This is a genomic window from Bacillus sp. 179-C3.3 HS (genome assembly GCF_047229225.1).
In the GTDB taxonomy this organism is placed as follows: Bacteria; Bacillota; Bacilli; order Bacillales; family Bacillaceae; genus Bacillus.
In genome coordinates this window covers 143,718-160,413 of sequence record NZ_JBFEFT010000001.1, presented here as the reverse complement: position 1 = coordinate 160,413, position 16,696 = coordinate 143,718, and the positions used below count along the sequence as shown (strand labels likewise).

Sequence of the window (16,696 nt, the reverse complement as noted above, 5' to 3'; positions counted from 1 at the left end):
CAAAAACCGATGCCCATCAGCGCATCGGTTCTTTGACTTATAAATTTTTTGCTGCTGCAATCACAAGCATCACCCATGAAGCGATAAATGCCACGCCACCAATTGGGGTTATGGCACCAAGAATTTTCACCTGTGTCAATGCAAGAACATACAAGCTTCCTGAGAAGAAAAGAATTCCTGCGAGCATGACCCAGCCAGCGGCGGGTACTAAAGAAACACCTGACAACTTATCTGCTAGAAAGGCGACAATGAATAATCCAATGGCATGGAACATCTGATATTGAACACCTTTATTCCAGATTTCAATATACTTCTCAGGGATCTTCCCTTCTAATCCATGTGCACCGAAGGCACCAAGACCAACAGCAAGCATGGCGTTAATTGCACCTAATATGAAAAATAATTTCATTCGTCATTCTCCTTATCTGATCAGTTATGTTTATCATAGCGTGCCACACATCAGACATTCAACTTTCCCATTACGTTGACACGAGATTGTCGGATTTCTTCTTTCTTAGTAAGACTTGGTCAACGACAATGGCAATCAATGTACCAAGAACAAGACCGTTGCTTAATAAGGAAATGAGAGCAGGGTGCATGCCTTTCAGCGCTTCCTGTGGCACAAACATTGCCCCGACACCGGCCAAAATAGAAATACCAAGCACAAATCGAATACGTGGGATTTCTTCCTTTTCATATTGATCAAATTCAGACATCGCAATCCCAATCATGGATGAGAAAACGACAAAGTTCACAGCCAGCCCTACAGGTGACGGCAATGCTGAGAAAAAGCTCATAAATAGAGGAAATAAACTAATCACGACAATCAGTAGACTTCCAATAAAAAATGGCTTTCGTGATGGACTCTTGGTGGTTTGTATAAACCCGGCCGCCCCAGAAATGGGAACAGGCGCAATCGCACCAATTAGCCCACTCAGCAAATGGCCGAATGCTGCAACAAATCCAGCAGGACGCGCCCTATTGCGCTCACGGAGTTCACCAAATGCCTTCACTGAACTTTCCACAATGCGAATACTCGCTAGCATGTTCACAATGAGTAAAATCGTAATAAAGAAGGACGTGACAAGTAATCCACTATCAAAAACCGGCATACCGAAAGGAAATAGCTTCGGGAACTCGATGATATTCTCAGGAACTCGAACGGGCTTCGCCAATCCAAGAAGTGCGAATAACAGCCAGCCTCCTGCAAGGGCGAATAACACGGAAAACTGCCTTAAATAATGCCATTTTGAGCGACTGATCATAAAGGTCATGACAATAATCAAGATTGATAAACAAAAGACAAATCCATCCACTTGATTCCCACGATAGCCAATGCCCATCAGCCCCTTCATGATCGGCTGACTCAACTGCACAACAAGTAACAGCAAGTAAATACCTGTGACGACTGGCGTAAATAAAGAAGCCAGCCAATTGATGATTTTTAATAAACTAAAAAGAAAAAAGAACACAGCACTACAGATTAACGCCCCTTGTAAAGCTTGCAACGTTTCAGGATATGTCGCAAAAATAGTTCCTGTCATGCCTGCATAAAGGGTGTACACACCCCACCAAAGCCCTGCTGGACTCTCATTGATGGGCAACATATGACCACATAAACATTGCACCATCGCCACAAGCCCAAGTGAAAAGAATGTACTCTGGATAAGCTCTGCCGATTGCACTTGATTCAACTCAAAGGCTTGTGCGATCGCAATTGGTACTGCAATTGACGCTGCGATAAAAAATGCCATCCATTGAATGGCCCCCAAAAAAAGTTTCAAAACCAATCACCTTCCCTTTGTCGTGACAAGACCACTAGAAATCAAAAATAGAGTCGTCGTTCCCCTTGCTCTCTTTTTGTGTATCTTCTTGGTGTTGGAATTTTTTCGCACCACTTGCGCCCATTAGCTTCTCAAGCATCGCTTGATCAGGAGACACAGATGGTGAAGGCGCTGAAGAAATGGATGGCGGTGGTGAAATAACCGGAGACTGCGGCATTTGCGCCTGTGACGGTGCATCTAGAATGACATCACACAATGAAGAAATCGCCGCCACTTGCCGTTTCACCTCTTCTTCGTTTCCACTCTGTTTCGCCTTTTGAATCGCTTCTTCCATTTTTTGAAGCAGACTTGATATATGAATATTCAAGGGTAGACCCTCCAATCAAATATTTCGTTCCCAACATTATTTTACCAAATGAACAAACCAAATGGGATCTTCGAGGTACATTTTTTCCAAAGCAGTGTGCTGAAGCTCTCTCATTTGACCGGTATGCGTGATTCACACATAATGAAAGAAAAGACACGCCTTGGAAAGGATTACATGATGGACAACTTTACAGCTCTTTTAAACAAACAAAAGGACTTTAAAAAACCAGCAATCGAGGAGCGCATTCGTATCCTCAGAAACTTAAAAGCGGCAATCAAACAGCACGAGAAAGACATTTTACAAGCGCTAGCACACGACTTACATAAATCAGAACAAGAAGCCTATACGACAGAAATTGGGATGGTATATGAAGAAATCAATCATACGGTGAAACATTTGCACAAATGGGCAAAGCCAACACGTGTGAAGACACCTCTGACCCATATCGGTTCAAAAAGCATGATCATCAAAGAACCTTATGGAAGTGTCCTCATTGTGGCACCTTGGAACTACCCTTTTCAACTGGCTTTCTCACCATTAGTCGGCGCGATTTCTGCGGGCAATGCGGTGACGTTGAAACCATCCGAGCTGACGCCACAAGTTTCACAAGTTATTCGCACCATCGTCGAGCAAGTGTTTCATGAAGATCAGGCAGTTGTTGTGGAAGGCGGGGTAGATGTCAGTACGGAGCTACTCAAACTGCCTTTTGACTACATTTTCTTTACAGGTAGTGTGGCTGTCGGCAAGATTGTCATGGAAGCCGCTGCAAAGCATCTGACCCCTGTCACACTTGAGCTTGGCGGAAAAAGCCCTTGCCTTGTCATGCCTGACGCTGACATCAAGCTCGCGGCGAAACGCATCACCTTTGGAAAATTCACAAATGCTGGTCAAACATGTATAGCACCAGACTATTTGCTTGTACATGAATCGGTCAAAGATGAGCTCTTACGAGAAATGACCGCATGTATTCAAGACTTTTATGGAGGCGAGCCCGAGACTCATCCGCATTTCGGGAAAAATGTCAGCCAGCGTCATTTTGACAGGCTCTCGCAATTTTTATCTAACGGCACGATCGTAACAGGCGGTCAGCGAAATATAGAGGAACTCAAAATCGCCCCGACGATATTAGATCACATCACTTGGGAAGATCCCATCATGCAAGAGGAAATTTTCGGTCCCATTCTGCCTGTCATGACATTCGAATCACTTGATGAGGTCACAAATATGATCAAGGCTAGACCGAAGCCGCTTGCACTTTACTTATTTACAACGAGTAAAAAAACAGAATCCTATGTCCTTGACAACCTCTCATTTGGCGGAGGATGTATCAACGACACATTGATGCATGTTGCCACCCCGTATTTGCCATTTGGCGGTGTAGGTGAGAGTGGAATGGGACGTTATCATGGAAAGGATAGCTTCTTCACCTTTACCCATGAAAAAAGCGTCCTCCGTCAAACCAATCGCTTCGATTTTTCCTTTCGGTACCCAAATGCCAAAAACGGACTCGACATTGTGAAGAAATTTTTAAAATAAAAAGGACGAAGGGATTTTCCCTCGTCCTTTTCTACTCGATATCCTCAATACACCAATTGATTTCTTCAAGCCCCATTTGCTTTAAATGTGCGTTTATCCGCGAAAATGGACGACTTCCAAAGAAACCGTTTCTTGCTGAAAAAGGACTCGGATGAGGAGATTCAATGATGTAGTGCTTGTTTTCATCAATACGCTCCTTTTTCTTTTGGGCATGTCTTCCCCACAGCACAAAGACGACAGGCTGATCCCGTTCATTCAGCACATCGATGACTCGATCTGTCACACGTTCCCACCCTTTTCCTTTATGTGAGTTCGCTTCACCCTTTCTCACAGTTAACACCGTGTTCAGTAGCAGCACGCCTTGTTCTGCCCAACTGACGAGTGATCCATGATTTGGTACAGGACAACCAAGATCATCTTTTAGTTCCTGAAAGATATTTCTCAAAGACGGAGGATGTTTGACACCAGGCTGTACAGAAAAACTTAATCCATGTGCCTGACCTGGACCGTGATAAGGATCTTGTCCCAAAATCACCACCTTCACCTCATCATAATCCGTCAAGTGAAGGGCACGAAAGATGTCCTCTTGTTTTGGAAAAACAAGATGTGTGTGATATTCCTCCTTCATCCATTCACGTAATTCTTGATAGTACGGCTGTTCAAATTCACTTTTCATGACGGCCCACCAGCTATCATTTAAAAATGGCTTCACCTCTGCACGCCTCCTTCTGCCTGCTGTGCTAATCTGGAGATCATCGGCTTGCCATCCCATACAATCAAACTCTCTGATTCTCGTTTTTTCATCGCTGGTTCTTCTAATAAATTGGCAAAGTTCGCTGTCGGCAAATCACCTAGCTGATGCTTTTCACTCAGATCATCTAAGTAATTCTTTCTTGTCTCGCCAAGATCACTTGATTGATTACCGCCACCCTCATAAAAAGCATAGATGACACTAGCGGCCGGCACCCTCTTCACACGCGCATGTTGTGACACACGCAAGAAGAAATCCCAATCCCAATAATGATGCATCGCTGGATCAAAGGAGCCAATGGCATCATGTATGTGGCGTTTGTACATACTGCCAGACGGAACATATGTAGAAAATACGCGCATATCCTCAATATCCGCTGTATAAGCAAACAAACGTCTTGATATCGGAAAGCGCGTAACCCCTTTTTCCTCAAAAGATACGATCTCTGCATCAGAAAAGACAAAGTCGGCGTCTTCTAGTGCCTGGCTCATTCGTTCGATGTGACAAGGGGTAAAGTAATCATCATCGTCACTTAGCATAATGACATCGCCTGTCAGCTCGCGAACACCGACATTTCTTGCGTTCACATGCTGCACATTTTCATCTAAATGAATCAAGCGGATTGGAAGTTCAGGATAGAGTTCCTGTATGATATCCACTCGCTCTCCTGCATCATTCACAACCACAATCTCAAAAGGCTGCACCGTTTGTCTGACAATCGATTCAAGCAATTCACACAGCGCATGTAATCGGTTATGCGTCACAATTAATAAAGAAATCTTCATATCGGTCTTACTCCTTTAATAGATTCGTCTTCTCCATTAAAACATAAACTCATCTGATTCTCATGATATAAAAGGCGGTTTCATCTCTTTGAAAAATGGGGATTTTTGAATGTAAGGAGCGATATCAATGGTTTTGCAAAAGATAAGGGATTCAATGCGTGCTCCTATGAGAAGGAGCCTTTTTTTAGTTCGATTCATTGTGATAAATGGAAAAGCTGATTATAATAAGAAATAGAACAATAACTGTTACACATCACATTGGAGGTTCACCAACTATGTCTATGAATAAAGCACTTACGATCGCAGGTTCGGATTCAAGCGGCGGTGCAGGGATCCAAGCAGATTTAAAAACGTTTCAAGAGAAAAATGTATACGGCATGACAGCTTTAACAGTTGTCGTGGCAATGGACCCACATAACCAATGGGATCACCAAGTATTTCCGGTTGATCCATCCACCATTCGTGCCCAGCTATCTACCATTGTCGAAGGGATCGGAGTTGATGCACTAAAAACAGGCATGCTCCCAACTGTTGACGTGATCGAGCTAGCAGCCGACACCATCAAAACGCATGGTCTAAAAAACATCGTCATTGATCCTGTCATGGTGTGTAAAGGGGCAAACGAAGTCCTTTACCCTGAACATGCTGAGGCATTACGTGAAAAGCTGACACCACTCGCAACTGTGATTACACCTAACCTTTTCGAAGCAGGTCAACTAAGCGGAATCGGTGAAATCAAATCGTTCAAGCAAATGGAAGAAGCCGCAAAACGCATCCATGAACTTGGTGCAAAATATGTGGTTATCACAGGTGGTAAGTTTAGCCAAGACAAAGCGGTTGATTTGCTTTATGATGGACAAACTTTTGAACGCCTTGAATCAGATAAAATCGACACACCATACACACACGGCGCAGGCTGCACATTCTCAGCCGCCGTCACTGCTGAACTAGCAAACGGCTTAGATGTGAAAGATGCCATCTATGCAGCCAAAGAATTCATCACAGCTGCCATCAAAGAATCTTTCCAATTAAACGAATACATTGGGCCAACCAAACATTCTGCACATCGTATCAACAAATAAACAACAAAAAACCGCTTCGCCCTCTTTAAGGGGTGAAGCGGTTTTTTTAATCACTCATTTGTTAAGTCCAATTACAAGGTTTTGTACACCTTTTCTATTCGATCTAATTCGTCACGTAAATCACTATCATCTGGTCTTCCAGTGATGACGTCTAGAAATGCAATAAATTGGCGACCTGATTCAATGAGTTGATAGACAAATTCCTTAAATTCCGCCACCAACAACTGATCTTGTAGCTTCAAGGTAATTTCTCGATCAGATTTCTTCTCTAACTGTATTTCTATTGGTAAGCTTGGGTAATAAATGTTGCCATACCCTTCTTCTATGTAATCTTTTAAGACATTTTTATAATAATGCCACAGCTCTTCAATAGAATCTGGGTTCTCGAAATCCTCGATTTTTCCCTTTTTCCCATTATCAAACGTAATGGTTCCCTCTAAATTCGTCATTCCCTGTACCATAAAATCTTCTTTCGTCTCAACGAATGATTTGATCGTTTCAATCTCACGGATGGTGACAAACTTCTCTTCATCTTCTAAATAAATATACGTTTTTATTTTCAATTCTAAACACCTTCACATTTAGGATTTAGGATATAGTTGATGCAAATGACCTTTATTCACACCTAAAATGTATTTTACACCATTCACAGTTCCTTCAACTTGTCCCATTCCATTCGAGGAAATCTTAGATAGCTTATCTCTGTTTTGTTTCGCCACACTAAGTGCAATATCTTCTATATCTTGAATCGACAGTCTATCATCAAAAAATGTTTGGGTCTTTTTCGCACTTCCATCCCAATATTTTGGATGATGTCTTTCTAAAATGTGCTTCATATCATCTTTTGTCAATTTGTACGTTTTAGAACCAACATTATAGGAAGCACCTTTATAATTTTTCAATGCATTGACAACATTTGATTTTGGCGCTTTTTTAAATGTTTTAGAACCAACTTTAATTAACTTGGTGCCACCCTGGATAACAAGTCTACCTACTAATACCCAAAAAGCATCTGCTTCTTTATATCCAATTTCTAATCTGTTATCTAGGCCCGCTGCCAATTGTAGTTGAGATGTTGATTGTGCATATTCATTACTTTCCCTCAAATAAACAGATGGAGCAAACAACGAGACAATCAAACTAAATAGAATGACCAATGCTATTTTTTTCTGCAAAATTTTCTACCTCTTTCTATTTTAGATTAAATAAAACAATATATATGTATTTTAACATATTTATAGGGTATATTTATCCTAATATTCAATACATTGTCATCATATTCTGATAGATTCATCTATTGTCGTTCTTCTACACCATCCACAATAAAAAAGCGTACCCGTAACGAGTACACTCTTTATTTAAAACATATAGATTTACTTTTGATGATCCGATTCTTTTGCCATCTTTCGAATGAAGGCTTCGATGGATTCTACAAATAAAGCATATTCTTTCATTTGTTTATACGTCTCTGACAGCTTCTCTTTTACATCATCGTGCTCTAGAGAAGATTCACCGAGAATAGATTGGACTTGAATCAGCAATTCTTTATATTCTTCACGTTTATCTTCCACATGATCTGCCATTGTCTCCAAGCGTTTTCTAGTCGTCGGCTGCTGTTTTGAATTCAAGTAAACAACCCCTTTTTGTCTTACCGCATTTGGATAAACGTCAGCCACAGCTGTATATATTTTAAAATAATACCATAATCCTGCTGGTGATCATATATGTAAAACGTCATCAAACCGGACCTCACAAACGCAAGCACCCCTTGATTTCAGGCGCTTTAGGCTGTAAGATACAGGTTCTTTTACCTACAAAAGAAGAAGCAGATCAATTGTCTGCTTCTTTTTGCAAGTGCCATGTCTTCAATTTGATTCTCGTTTCATTTCTTCCACTAATGGAAATTGATTTATTTCCCGGGGAAGGGAAGAAACGTGCGGTGAATACTTCTTGTCCTCCATTCACAAAAATCTCAATGGAAGAAGCATCGATAAACATGTGCAATTCCTTCAATTCGCATATTTCAACTTCACGAATTTCCTTTTGACGATCTTCAAATCTGTCGCGTTCTAATGTTAATTTTCCTGCCTCTTTATCATAAATCAGACGCGCCGCCCCGCGAATACAGCATTCAAATCCTTTTTGCGTTTCAATTTGATCAATCAATACTTCTGTGCTTGTCATATCCTCAACAGGGATACAATGAACTGAACGTTTAATATAAAAAGCATGATCTTGTTCATTTGTCCGCATGTTTCTCAGCTCAGAGACTGGTTGTTGAATGAGTCGACCTTCTTCATCTAGTCGAAGCTCTCTCGGAATCGTTAAGCAGTGGATCCATTGATAGGAAATCGTTGGATGATGCTCTTCGCCTTGTTCAGGGACACCCATCCATCCGATTAAAATGCGTCTGCCTGATTCATCTAGAAATGTCTGCTGTGCATAAAAATCAAAGCCGCGATCCAATTCTTCAAACGCTCCATGTGAATAATCGTAGGTCGTATCATCTAACTTACCAATGAAATAACCAGATTGATGTGCATTGTGATATTTCATTCCATCGGGCGTTAATCCCTGTGGAGACACAATCAATACGTCTTTGCCATCTAGTTCAAACAGATCGGGGCATTCCCACATATATCCGAAATCTTCTAATCCATTCTTGCCACTACCAGCCAGAATGCCCTGGAACGTCCAATTATCTAACGTATCTGCGGTAAACAGCACAAGGTGTCCTTTTAAATCTTCGCTTTGTGCACCAAGTACCATATACCACTGACCATTCCGTTTCCACACCTTCGGGTCACGAAAATGTGCAGTAAACCCTTTAGGTAGCTTCGCCACGACACCTTTTTTCTGAAAATGGATGCCATCCTCTGAAACAGCTAAACATTGATATGTCTCACGATTCCCGTGCACATCGCGAACATTTCCAGTGTATATCAGATACATGTTTCCATCATCGATGACTGCACTGCCTGAATAACAGCCATTTTGATCAAACCAATCACTTGGTGTGAGAGCAATCTCTTCGTGTTGCCAATTCACTAGATCTTTAGATGTATAATGCCCCCAGAATTTCGCACCATGTTCTGTTTTAAAGGGCTGCCATTGATAAAACACATGATATACACCATTCCATTGAATCAACCCATTGGGATCGTTTAGAAGACCAACAGGCGGCATTAAATGAAAATGCTGGCGGTACACATCTTTTTTCACCAAATGTTCATAGTTTCGAATACGGTCTGCTACCTTTTGACGAAGTGCTGCGTCAGTTGTTGTCATGACTGTGACCACTCCTTGATTATTTTTCGACGTCTTTTACTTTAAAGATGATGGTTAGCGTAAATGAAACAGCAACAGCTATCACTATACCAATAACATAATTTACCACATTTTGTAAACCTAATGGTGCTGCAATGGCGATCATCGGAATACCTGTTAATCCGTAAGCATTGGCTGCTACCTTTGTGAATACAACGAATGCTCCGCCTAATGCGCCTCCAATCATTGCGGCAATAAACGGCTTACGATAACGAAGGTTCACACCGAAAATGACAGGTTCTGTAATACCTAAGAAAGCAGAGAAAGCAGCAGGAAGTGCAATTTCCTTTGTTTTGGCACGCTTTGCTAAGAAGAAGACGGCCAATCCTGCACCACCTTGCGCTACGTTGGACATCGCCCAGATCGGTAGCAAATAGTTCACACCAATATCATTCAGAAGACCTGCCTCAATTGCATGGAAGCTATGATGAACCCCTGTGAGTACGATTAACGAGTAAGCGCCTCCGAAAATCAACCCTGCTAAGAACCCTGCATGATCATACACAAATGTCAGCGCATTAGAAATACCTGTACCTAGCATTCTTCCAAGCGGTCCTACCGCAATAAATGTAACAAATCCAGTGACAATCACAGTGACAAACGGTGTGACAAGCAAATCAATACTGTTTGGCACAACTTTTCTTAAATTCTTTTCTACTAGACACATAATATATACAGTCAACAAGACTGGAATGACTGTTCCTTGATAACCAAGAAGAGCAATATCAAAATTAAATAATTGCATGTATTCAGGCTTAGCTTCTGTCAGTCCCCAAGGATTGAGCAAGCTCGGGTGAATCATGATCCCCCCAATAACGGCACCTAAATACGGATTCCCACCAAATTCTTTTGCTGCACTAACCCCAATTAAAATCGGTAAAATGATAAAGGCAGCACTTGAGAACATATCGAGCATTTGGAAGATTGCAGAGCTTGGATCTGCCCATTCGAATGCCTTCATCATTCCTAGTAGACCCATTAATAAACCGCTTGCAACAATGGCTGGAATAATCGGTACAAAAATATTAGACAACGTTTTTGCAAAACGTGCAAGTGGATTCATTTTTTGTTTGACTGCTTCATCATGACTCACAGGTTTTTTTGCGTCGTCGCCTGCCTCAAGGCCAACCTCACGAGCAAAAGGCTCATACACTTTGTTTACAGAGCCAGTCCCAAATATGACCTGGAATTGCCCTGAGCTTGAGAAGGCACCCTTCACACCATCTAATTCTTCGATGGCCTCTTTGTCAATTTGATCCTCATCTTTCATGACCAATCTGAGTCGCGTGGCACAATGTGTCGCACTGACCACATTCTCTTTCCCACCTAGTAATTTTGTTAATTCTTTGGCTGTTTTTTGATAATCCATGTTGTCTCCTCCTTTTTATCAAGCAAAAAAGACCTAAAATTCACCAACGATAAATGGACATACACGTCCCATCGTTACGCAAATTTTAGGTCTTGCCTGCCTGACAGTCACAATCCCGCGATATCAAATTTTTGTTTACGCTTTCATCATAGTATAAGTAATGACATACGTCAACCCACTTTTTCGATCCAAATGTCCCATATACACTATTATGGGTAGTGTGCATAAAAAAAAGCCTGCGGACAGGCACAATCATTCAATCATTTCGGCATCTTGTAAACGCTGGACATGCAGCGTGATGTAGCCGATCTCCGATTCCGGGAGATAAAGCCCATATTCATTTTTCAAAATATCAGCTAGTCCACGTGCACATCGGTAAGCCCTTACATACTTTGTTTGGAGAAAACTCAGCATCTCATCATCCATGATTTGGAACGCTTCATTCGATTCCAACCTGCTTAATGCATACCTCAAATGTGTCACAAGCCGCTGATAGGAAATACTATCTTCATCAATCGATTGATGAAAATCGCTTTCAATATATTCAATCATTTCTTTAATCATCGTTGTGTATTTGACCGTCTTCTGCATAGACTCCGTATTCATTTTGGCGGTATGAATATGAAGTGCCACGTATCCCGCCTCGTCATCAGGCAACTCAACCCCAAGCCGCTCCTGTACATATCGAATGGCATACTTTCCTATTTCATATTCCTGCTTGTACAAGACTTTTATCTCACCAAGCAATTTATTATATAGCACAATGCCCTTTTGAACCCGCTCGATGGCAAAAGATAAATGATCCGTTAATGAGATATGAATATGATCATTAAGCGGCATCATCAGTTTACCTTCAGCAAAACTGATAATATGTTCTGCCACCTCAATATGTTCTTCTGGCACTGTCGCCAGAATTTGTTTGAATTTCTCGTTTTCCTCATGTACAACAAATATTTTCTCTATTTTTTGAACGGGAATGACGTCATTCTTCCCCTTCTGAAAAGCAATTCCGGGCCCCATGACAATTTTCTCTTGATCATCCTCCTTTACAACGACTGCATTGTTATTCAAAATTCTATATATCTTCAAGCGGTATCCTCTCCCACCAGATAACGTTTCTTATGAGGGATTTTACCCTGTTTTACCGCTTCTGTAAAGGTAAGACCGGACCAGCACGTGCCTCTCTCGTCGTCATTTCATATAACATCATCAGACTTCGCTTGAACTGCTGGAACACCCTTCGCTTCTTCTGATTGTCTTCTATCAGCTTCTCTTGATGCCGCTCTCTCACCGCTTGAAAGAATCCCGAATCCACTGCCATCTGACCAAATCCTTGCTGCTTCAGCATCACATCAGGCTTCACAAGCACATTCATAATGAACCCAAACCATACACGCAACCAACTCGTCCATTTCCTCACAAAACATCCCTCCGCTTTTCTCTTGGAATCTAGCAACTCTAGCAAATGATCTGCTATTATCATATCCCGAGAAAAAAGAGATGTTTGTCACAATCTAGGTGAAAAAACAAACTAGTTTTCAGAAGTTTTGTTGAAAAGTGCAGAACTTCATCACGTTCAATGAGAAATCATTCAAAAATTTTGTACACACAATATCCCAAAGATAAACACACCTTATCAACAGGGTTTATCCACATATCAACAACCCCTCACTAGATTTTGTGTACAGTTCATTTTTTATTTCCATATATATAATCGACTTATGCAGTTATCAACAGATAAATGTGCATAAGTAAGTATTTGTGGATGAAATAGTTCTTTATCACTATGTAAAATAAGACCATTTCAGTAAAGGAATTGTTTTCAACGTATTGAATACTTAATAACGGGCAGTGAATCTTTCCTATTTATCCACAAAAGAAAGGCTATCTCCCTAAATACACAGCTAGAAAGGGGAAAATGATTTGAAAAAAGTAATCTCTCGTTCTTCTGTTTTATTGTTCTCCACGATTTTTATTTTATCCACATTCTTCTCAGGTCAACAGGCAGATGCCGCTCCATCAAACAAACAGGTGGAATTGGAAAAGGCTGAAATCTTCGGCGAAATCAATGTAAACACTAGAAAACATACCACTGTCATTGTTGAACTAAAGGAAAAATCCTTAGTTGAAGCCAAGCAAGATGGTGAAGCGCAAACGAAAGCCTCTCTTAAAAAATCTCGAACAAAAGTAAAGAATGCAACGCTCAAACAAGTTGATCAAGCGAGCATTCGTCAAGAATATGAAAAAGTCTTCTCTGGTTTCTCTATGAAACTTCCAGCAAACGAAATTCCAAAGCTGCTCGCAGTTGATGGAGTGAAAGCCGTTTATCCGGATGTTACATATAAGACTGATGAAGTAAAAGCCAAAAGCCGTCAACTTCAAAACGAGGATGTATCTCCGCTCATGGATAAAAGCGCTCCATTTATCGGCGCACCAAAAGCATGGGATGCAGGCTATTCAGGAAAAGGAGTAAAAGTCGCGGTCATTGATACAGGCGTAGACTATACTCATCCAGATTTAAAAAGAAACTTTGGTCTATACAAGGGTTATGATTTTGTAGACAATGATTATTCTCCACAAGAAACACCGAAAGGAGACCCTAGAGGTGAATCAACAGATCACGGCACACACGTCGCTGGGACAATCGCTGCCAATGGACAACTGAAGGGCGTCGCTAAAGATGCCACCCTTCTTGCATATCGTGTACTGGGGCCAGGTGGCTCTGGTACAACTGAAAACGTTTTAGCAGGCATTGACCGTGCTGTCACAGACGGAGCTGATGTCATGAACCTGTCTCTCGGAAATAGCGTCAATAACCCTGATTATGCAACAAGCATCGCACTCGACTGGGCGATGAGTGAAGGTGTCGTTGCGGTGACATCAAATGGAAACAGTGGACCAAACAACTGGACAGTCGGTTCTCCTGGTACATCAAGAGATGCCATTTCGGTTGGAGCCACTCAACTCCCTTACAATCTATACAATGTCACATTCCCGAATTATCCTACTGCAAAAATCATGGGTTATGATCAAGAAAGTCACTTAAGAGCACTTGATCGAAAAAAAGTCACACTCGTACAAGCGGGTATCGGTGACGAAAAGGCATTTGAAAACATCGACGTCAAAGGGAAAGTCGCGGTGATTGAGCGTGGAGGCATCGCCTTTGTCGATAAAGTTGAAAACGCAAAAGCGGCTGGCGCAATTGCTGTTGTCATGTATAACAATGCAGATGGAGAAATTCCTGTTGATGTGCCAGGGCTTGCACTCCCAACCATTAAGCTTTCAAAAACTGAAGGGGCAGCTCTTGTCAAAGCAATTGAAGGTGGAAATAACACCACTACATTCTCGATTCAATTTGTGAAAGAGTTAAGTGAACAAGTAGCCGATTTCTCATCCCGGGGACCCGTTGTAGATACATGGATGATTAAACCTGATCTATCAGCACCTGGTGTCAGCATTGTCAGTACCATTCCAACCCATGATGCTTCTCAGCCATACGGATATGGCTCTAAACAAGGAACAAGCATGGCCTCTCCACACGTTGCAGGGGTTGCAGCGATCATCAAGCAAGCAAAACCATCATACTCTACAGATCAAATCAAAGCCTTGCTGATGAACACGGCTGAAAAACTGTTTGATGCAAATGGAAACCCTTTCCCTCACAACACACAGGGAACAGGAAGTGTTCGTATTATGGAATCGCTCCAAGCATCTTCCATCGTTTCAGATGCTAGTTATTCTTACGGCACTTTCTTGGGGGAAAAAGGGATTCAAATTAAAACGAAGACATTCAAAGTAGAAAACCTTTCAAAAGCACCAAAAACCTATACCATTGATTACAAATTTGATGGTAACGGAATCAGTACAAATGGAACGAAAAAAATCACGGTTAAAGGAAATGCCACTGGATCCTTTATTACTGCGGTACAAGTCAATTATGCCAAAACCAAAAAAGGAACATATCAAGGGAAGATCACCATTCGCGAAAATGGAAGAACAGTCACTGAAATTCCTACTTTATTGATTGTGAAAGAACCAGATTACCCGCGTGTCACTTCCGTTACAGTAGAACCTGATTCTCGTGCTGGAAGCTATGTCATTAACAGCTACCTGCCTGGCGGTGCTGAAAACCTCGCTTTCCTAGTCTATACAACAGATGGCGAGTATTTAGGTGAAGCAGGTGTCTACCGTCATGTCGATAAAGGGGAACAGCGCTTTAAATGGAATGGCACCATCAATCAAGGTCAAAAGCTAGAAGCTGGAGAGTATACGATGCTTGCCTACGCTAGTCTGAAAGGCAAATCAGATACAATCCAAACGAAAGAGCCATTTGACATCTTTTCTGAATAAGCGAGAATCACATAAAAAGCCTTGTATGAACGGATGCGTTCATCAAGGCTTTTCGATCATATATGGAGGAAAGTTTGACTGATGCTCATATTACTATGGATGATTTCTTTTTTCACCGCGTTTTTTCTGACGCTGACTTTGCTTTATTTCCTTATTTTTGTCCATATGAAACAGCCTCGTCCTTTTCATCAAGCTTGCGAGCTGACTGTTTCTGTCGCCTGCATGTATCCGCTTGGCTTGCTTTTGTCAGCCACTTATTTTCTCATCATGATACTCCTCTATCCTTTATACTGGCTGCGTGGACGATCAATACATATATTACGCTTCATCAAATGCTTGTTTGAGTAAACGATACGATGTGAGCCGATCTTGCATGTGATGTGTGATGGTTACAGCGATCACTTCATTTGTATGATACGTTTTCGCCAATGCTGTTAACTGCTTTTTCACTGAAGAAGCGGTTCCAATCACCATCCTCTTTCGATTGGCATCTACTAGTTTTCGTTCATAGGCACTATAGGAATACGCCTGTGCCTCTTCATATGAAGGAAAGCCGCCGAGGTTCTGACCTTGTAGATTGGCTAGCAAGGATAAATCTAAACTGACTGCCAGCTTTTCTGCCTGCTCTTCTGTTTCGGCACATAGCACAAATACGGCTAGACTGATGCGCGGTTGATCACCAAATACAGTAGGTTCAAAGCGCTGGATATATTGCGCCACTGCGTCTTCTCCGCCTTCACCATTAATAAAAAGAGCAAACGTATAGCCTGCCCCTTGCCTTGCTGCTAGGCGTGCACTTTCGCCAGATGAACCAAGCAACCATACCTCTGGTGCAGTGTCCACTTTTGGGGAAGCAGTTAAATGTGGCAACGGATAGCATTCATCTGCTAGGTCATGTAAATACACCTTCAGCTCCTCGATTTGCTCGGCGTATCGATCACCAATACGTTTACGTTCTCCATGAAGCGCAATCGAGGAGATTGGCATTCCTCCAGGAGCTCGTCCAACCCCAAGATCAATTCTGCCTGGAGCTAAGGCTTCGAGCACTCTGAAGTTCTCAGCTACCTTGTAAGCACTATAGTGAGGAAGCATGACGCCACCTGACCCAATACGGATGTTTGATGTCACAGCTGATAGATGGCCAAGAAGCACCTCTGGGCTTGAGCCTGCCAGCCGATTTGAAAAGTGATGCTCTGATACCCAAAACCGATGATAGCCCCATGTTTCAGCCTGCTTTGCCAGCTCAACTGTTTGTCTTAATGCCTCGGCAGGTGTCGCATTTCCTATCAAAGGCGATTGATCGAGTATACTTAATTTCATCGTATCTCACCTCTTACAGACATCC

Annotated in this window: 16 protein-coding genes; 3 read left to right on the top strand and 13 right to left on the bottom strand. The window is 41.9% G+C overall.

The genetic code is table 11. From position 1 onward, the window contains the following. Nucleotides 1-37: 37 nt before the first annotated feature. The 3 genes from AB1K80_RS00810 to AB1K80_RS00800 form a co-directional block, all read right to left on the bottom strand. Entirely contained in the window at nt 38-409 is a 372-nt protein-coding gene (locus AB1K80_RS00810) for a DUF423 domain-containing protein (protein WP_412854721.1), read from the bottom strand. Between the two features lie 70 nt (nt 410-479). Continuing rightward, a complete protein-coding gene (locus tag AB1K80_RS00805; protein WP_412854720.1) occupies nt 480-1,784 on the bottom strand; it encodes a purine/pyrimidine permease in 1,305 nt (434 codons plus the stop codon). 34 nt (nt 1,785-1,818) lie between these two features. Next, nucleotides 1,819-2,151, bottom strand: a complete 333-nt coding sequence (locus AB1K80_RS00800) for a YwdI family protein (protein ID WP_412854719.1) — start codon at nt 2,149-2,151, stop codon at nt 1,819-1,821. Nucleotides 2,152-2,328: 177 nt separating this feature from the next. Here AB1K80_RS00800 and AB1K80_RS00795 point away from each other — a divergent pair, with 177 nt between their 5' ends. Further along, nucleotides 2,329-3,687 carry an aldehyde dehydrogenase gene (locus tag AB1K80_RS00795; RefSeq protein ID WP_412854878.1) on the top strand — a complete coding sequence of 453 codons (1,359 nt, stop codon included), beginning with the start codon at nt 2,329-2,331 and terminating at the stop codon, nt 3,685-3,687. 31 nt (nt 3,688-3,718) lie between these two features. Here AB1K80_RS00795 and AB1K80_RS00790 read toward each other — a convergent pair whose 3' ends face one another. Next, nucleotides 3,719-4,399, bottom strand: a complete 681-nt coding sequence (locus AB1K80_RS00790) for a uracil-DNA glycosylase (RefSeq protein ID WP_412854718.1) — start codon at nt 4,397-4,399, stop codon at nt 3,719-3,721. Next, nucleotides 4,396-5,223: a glycosyltransferase family 2 protein gene (locus AB1K80_RS00785; RefSeq protein ID WP_412854717.1), complete on the bottom strand. Its 828-nt coding sequence runs from the start codon at nt 5,221-5,223 to the stop codon at nt 4,396-4,398. Before AB1K80_RS00785 ends, AB1K80_RS00790 begins: the two co-directional genes overlap by 4 nt. A gap of 275 nt (nt 5,224-5,498) precedes the next feature. Here AB1K80_RS00785 and AB1K80_RS00780 point away from each other — a divergent pair, with 275 nt between their 5' ends. Beyond that, nucleotides 5,499-6,305 carry a bifunctional hydroxymethylpyrimidine kinase/phosphomethylpyrimidine kinase gene (locus tag AB1K80_RS00780; protein WP_412854716.1) on the top strand — a complete coding sequence of 269 codons (807 nt, stop codon included), beginning with the start codon at nt 5,499-5,501 and terminating at the stop codon, nt 6,303-6,305. A gap of 71 nt (nt 6,306-6,376) precedes the next feature. Here the strand turns inward: AB1K80_RS00780 and AB1K80_RS00775 are convergent, their stop codons facing one another. The 7 genes from AB1K80_RS00775 to AB1K80_RS00745 all read right to left on the bottom strand — a co-directional run bounded on the left by AB1K80_RS00775 (nt 6,377) and on the right by AB1K80_RS00745 (nt 12,421). Continuing rightward, entirely contained in the window at nt 6,377-6,868 is a 492-nt protein-coding gene (locus tag AB1K80_RS00775) for a hypothetical protein (RefSeq protein WP_412854715.1), read from the bottom strand. A gap of 18 nt (nt 6,869-6,886) precedes the next feature. Beyond that, entirely contained in the window at nt 6,887-7,480 is a 594-nt protein-coding gene (locus tag AB1K80_RS00770) for a hypothetical protein (RefSeq protein WP_412854714.1), read from the bottom strand. 198 nt (nt 7,481-7,678) lie between these two features. Further along, nucleotides 7,679-7,933 carry a hypothetical protein gene (locus AB1K80_RS00765; protein WP_412854713.1) on the bottom strand — a complete coding sequence of 85 codons (255 nt, stop codon included), beginning with the start codon at nt 7,931-7,933 and terminating at the stop codon, nt 7,679-7,681. Nucleotides 7,934-8,135: 202 nt separating this feature from the next. Beyond that, entirely contained in the window at nt 8,136-9,593 is a 1,458-nt protein-coding gene (locus tag AB1K80_RS00760) for a glycoside hydrolase family 32 protein (protein WP_412854712.1), read from the bottom strand. A 19-nt stretch (nt 9,594-9,612) separates the two neighbouring features. Then, nucleotides 9,613-11,001 (bottom strand): sucrose-specific PTS transporter subunit IIBC, encoded by a 1,389-nt coding sequence (locus AB1K80_RS00755; RefSeq protein ID WP_412854711.1) that lies wholly within the window; start codon nt 10,999-11,001, stop codon nt 9,613-9,615. A 252-nt stretch (nt 11,002-11,253) separates the two neighbouring features. Next, on the bottom strand, nt 11,254-12,090 hold the full coding sequence (locus AB1K80_RS00750) for a PRD domain-containing protein (RefSeq protein ID WP_412854710.1): 837 nt from the start codon (nt 12,088-12,090) through the stop codon (nt 11,254-11,256). A gap of 52 nt (nt 12,091-12,142) precedes the next feature. Further along, complete coding sequence (locus AB1K80_RS00745) at nt 12,143-12,421, bottom strand: hypothetical protein (RefSeq protein WP_412854709.1); 279 nt, start codon at nt 12,419-12,421, stop codon at nt 12,143-12,145. 503 nt (nt 12,422-12,924) lie between these two features. Here AB1K80_RS00745 and AB1K80_RS00740 point away from each other — a divergent pair. Next, nucleotides 12,925-15,351, top strand: a complete 2,427-nt coding sequence (locus tag AB1K80_RS00740) for a S8 family peptidase (protein WP_412854708.1) — start codon at nt 12,925-12,927, stop codon at nt 15,349-15,351. 318 nt (nt 15,352-15,669) lie between these two features. Here AB1K80_RS00740 and AB1K80_RS00735 read toward each other — a convergent pair whose 3' ends face one another. Continuing rightward, nucleotides 15,670-16,671 (bottom strand): LLM class flavin-dependent oxidoreductase, encoded by a 1,002-nt coding sequence (locus tag AB1K80_RS00735; protein ID WP_412854707.1) that lies wholly within the window; start codon nt 16,669-16,671, stop codon nt 15,670-15,672. Between the last annotated feature and the right edge of the window lie 25 nt (nt 16,672-16,696).

Coding starts and splice junctions, on each gene's coding strand:
- AB1K80_RS00810 (WP_412854721.1), bottom strand. CDS start 409: ATGAAATTATTTTTCATATTAGGTGCAATTAACGCCATGCTTGCTGTT.
- AB1K80_RS00795 (WP_412854878.1), top strand. CDS start 2,329: ATGGACAACTTTACAGCTCTTTTAAACAAACAAAAGGACTTTAAAAAA.
- AB1K80_RS00785 (WP_412854717.1), bottom strand. CDS start 5,223: ATGAAGATTTCTTTATTAATTGTGACGCATAACCGATTACATGCGCTG.
- AB1K80_RS00780 (WP_412854716.1), top strand. CDS start 5,499: ATGTCTATGAATAAAGCACTTACGATCGCAGGTTCGGATTCAAGCGGC.
- AB1K80_RS00760 (WP_412854712.1), bottom strand. CDS start 9,593: ATGACAACAACTGACGCAGCACTTCGTCAAAAGGTAGCAGACCGTATT.
- AB1K80_RS00755 (WP_412854711.1), bottom strand. CDS start 11,001: ATGGATTATCAAAAAACAGCCAAAGAATTAACAAAATTACTAGGTGGG.
- AB1K80_RS00735 (WP_412854707.1), bottom strand. CDS start 16,671: ATGAAATTAAGTATACTCGATCAATCGCCTTTGATAGGAAATGCGACA.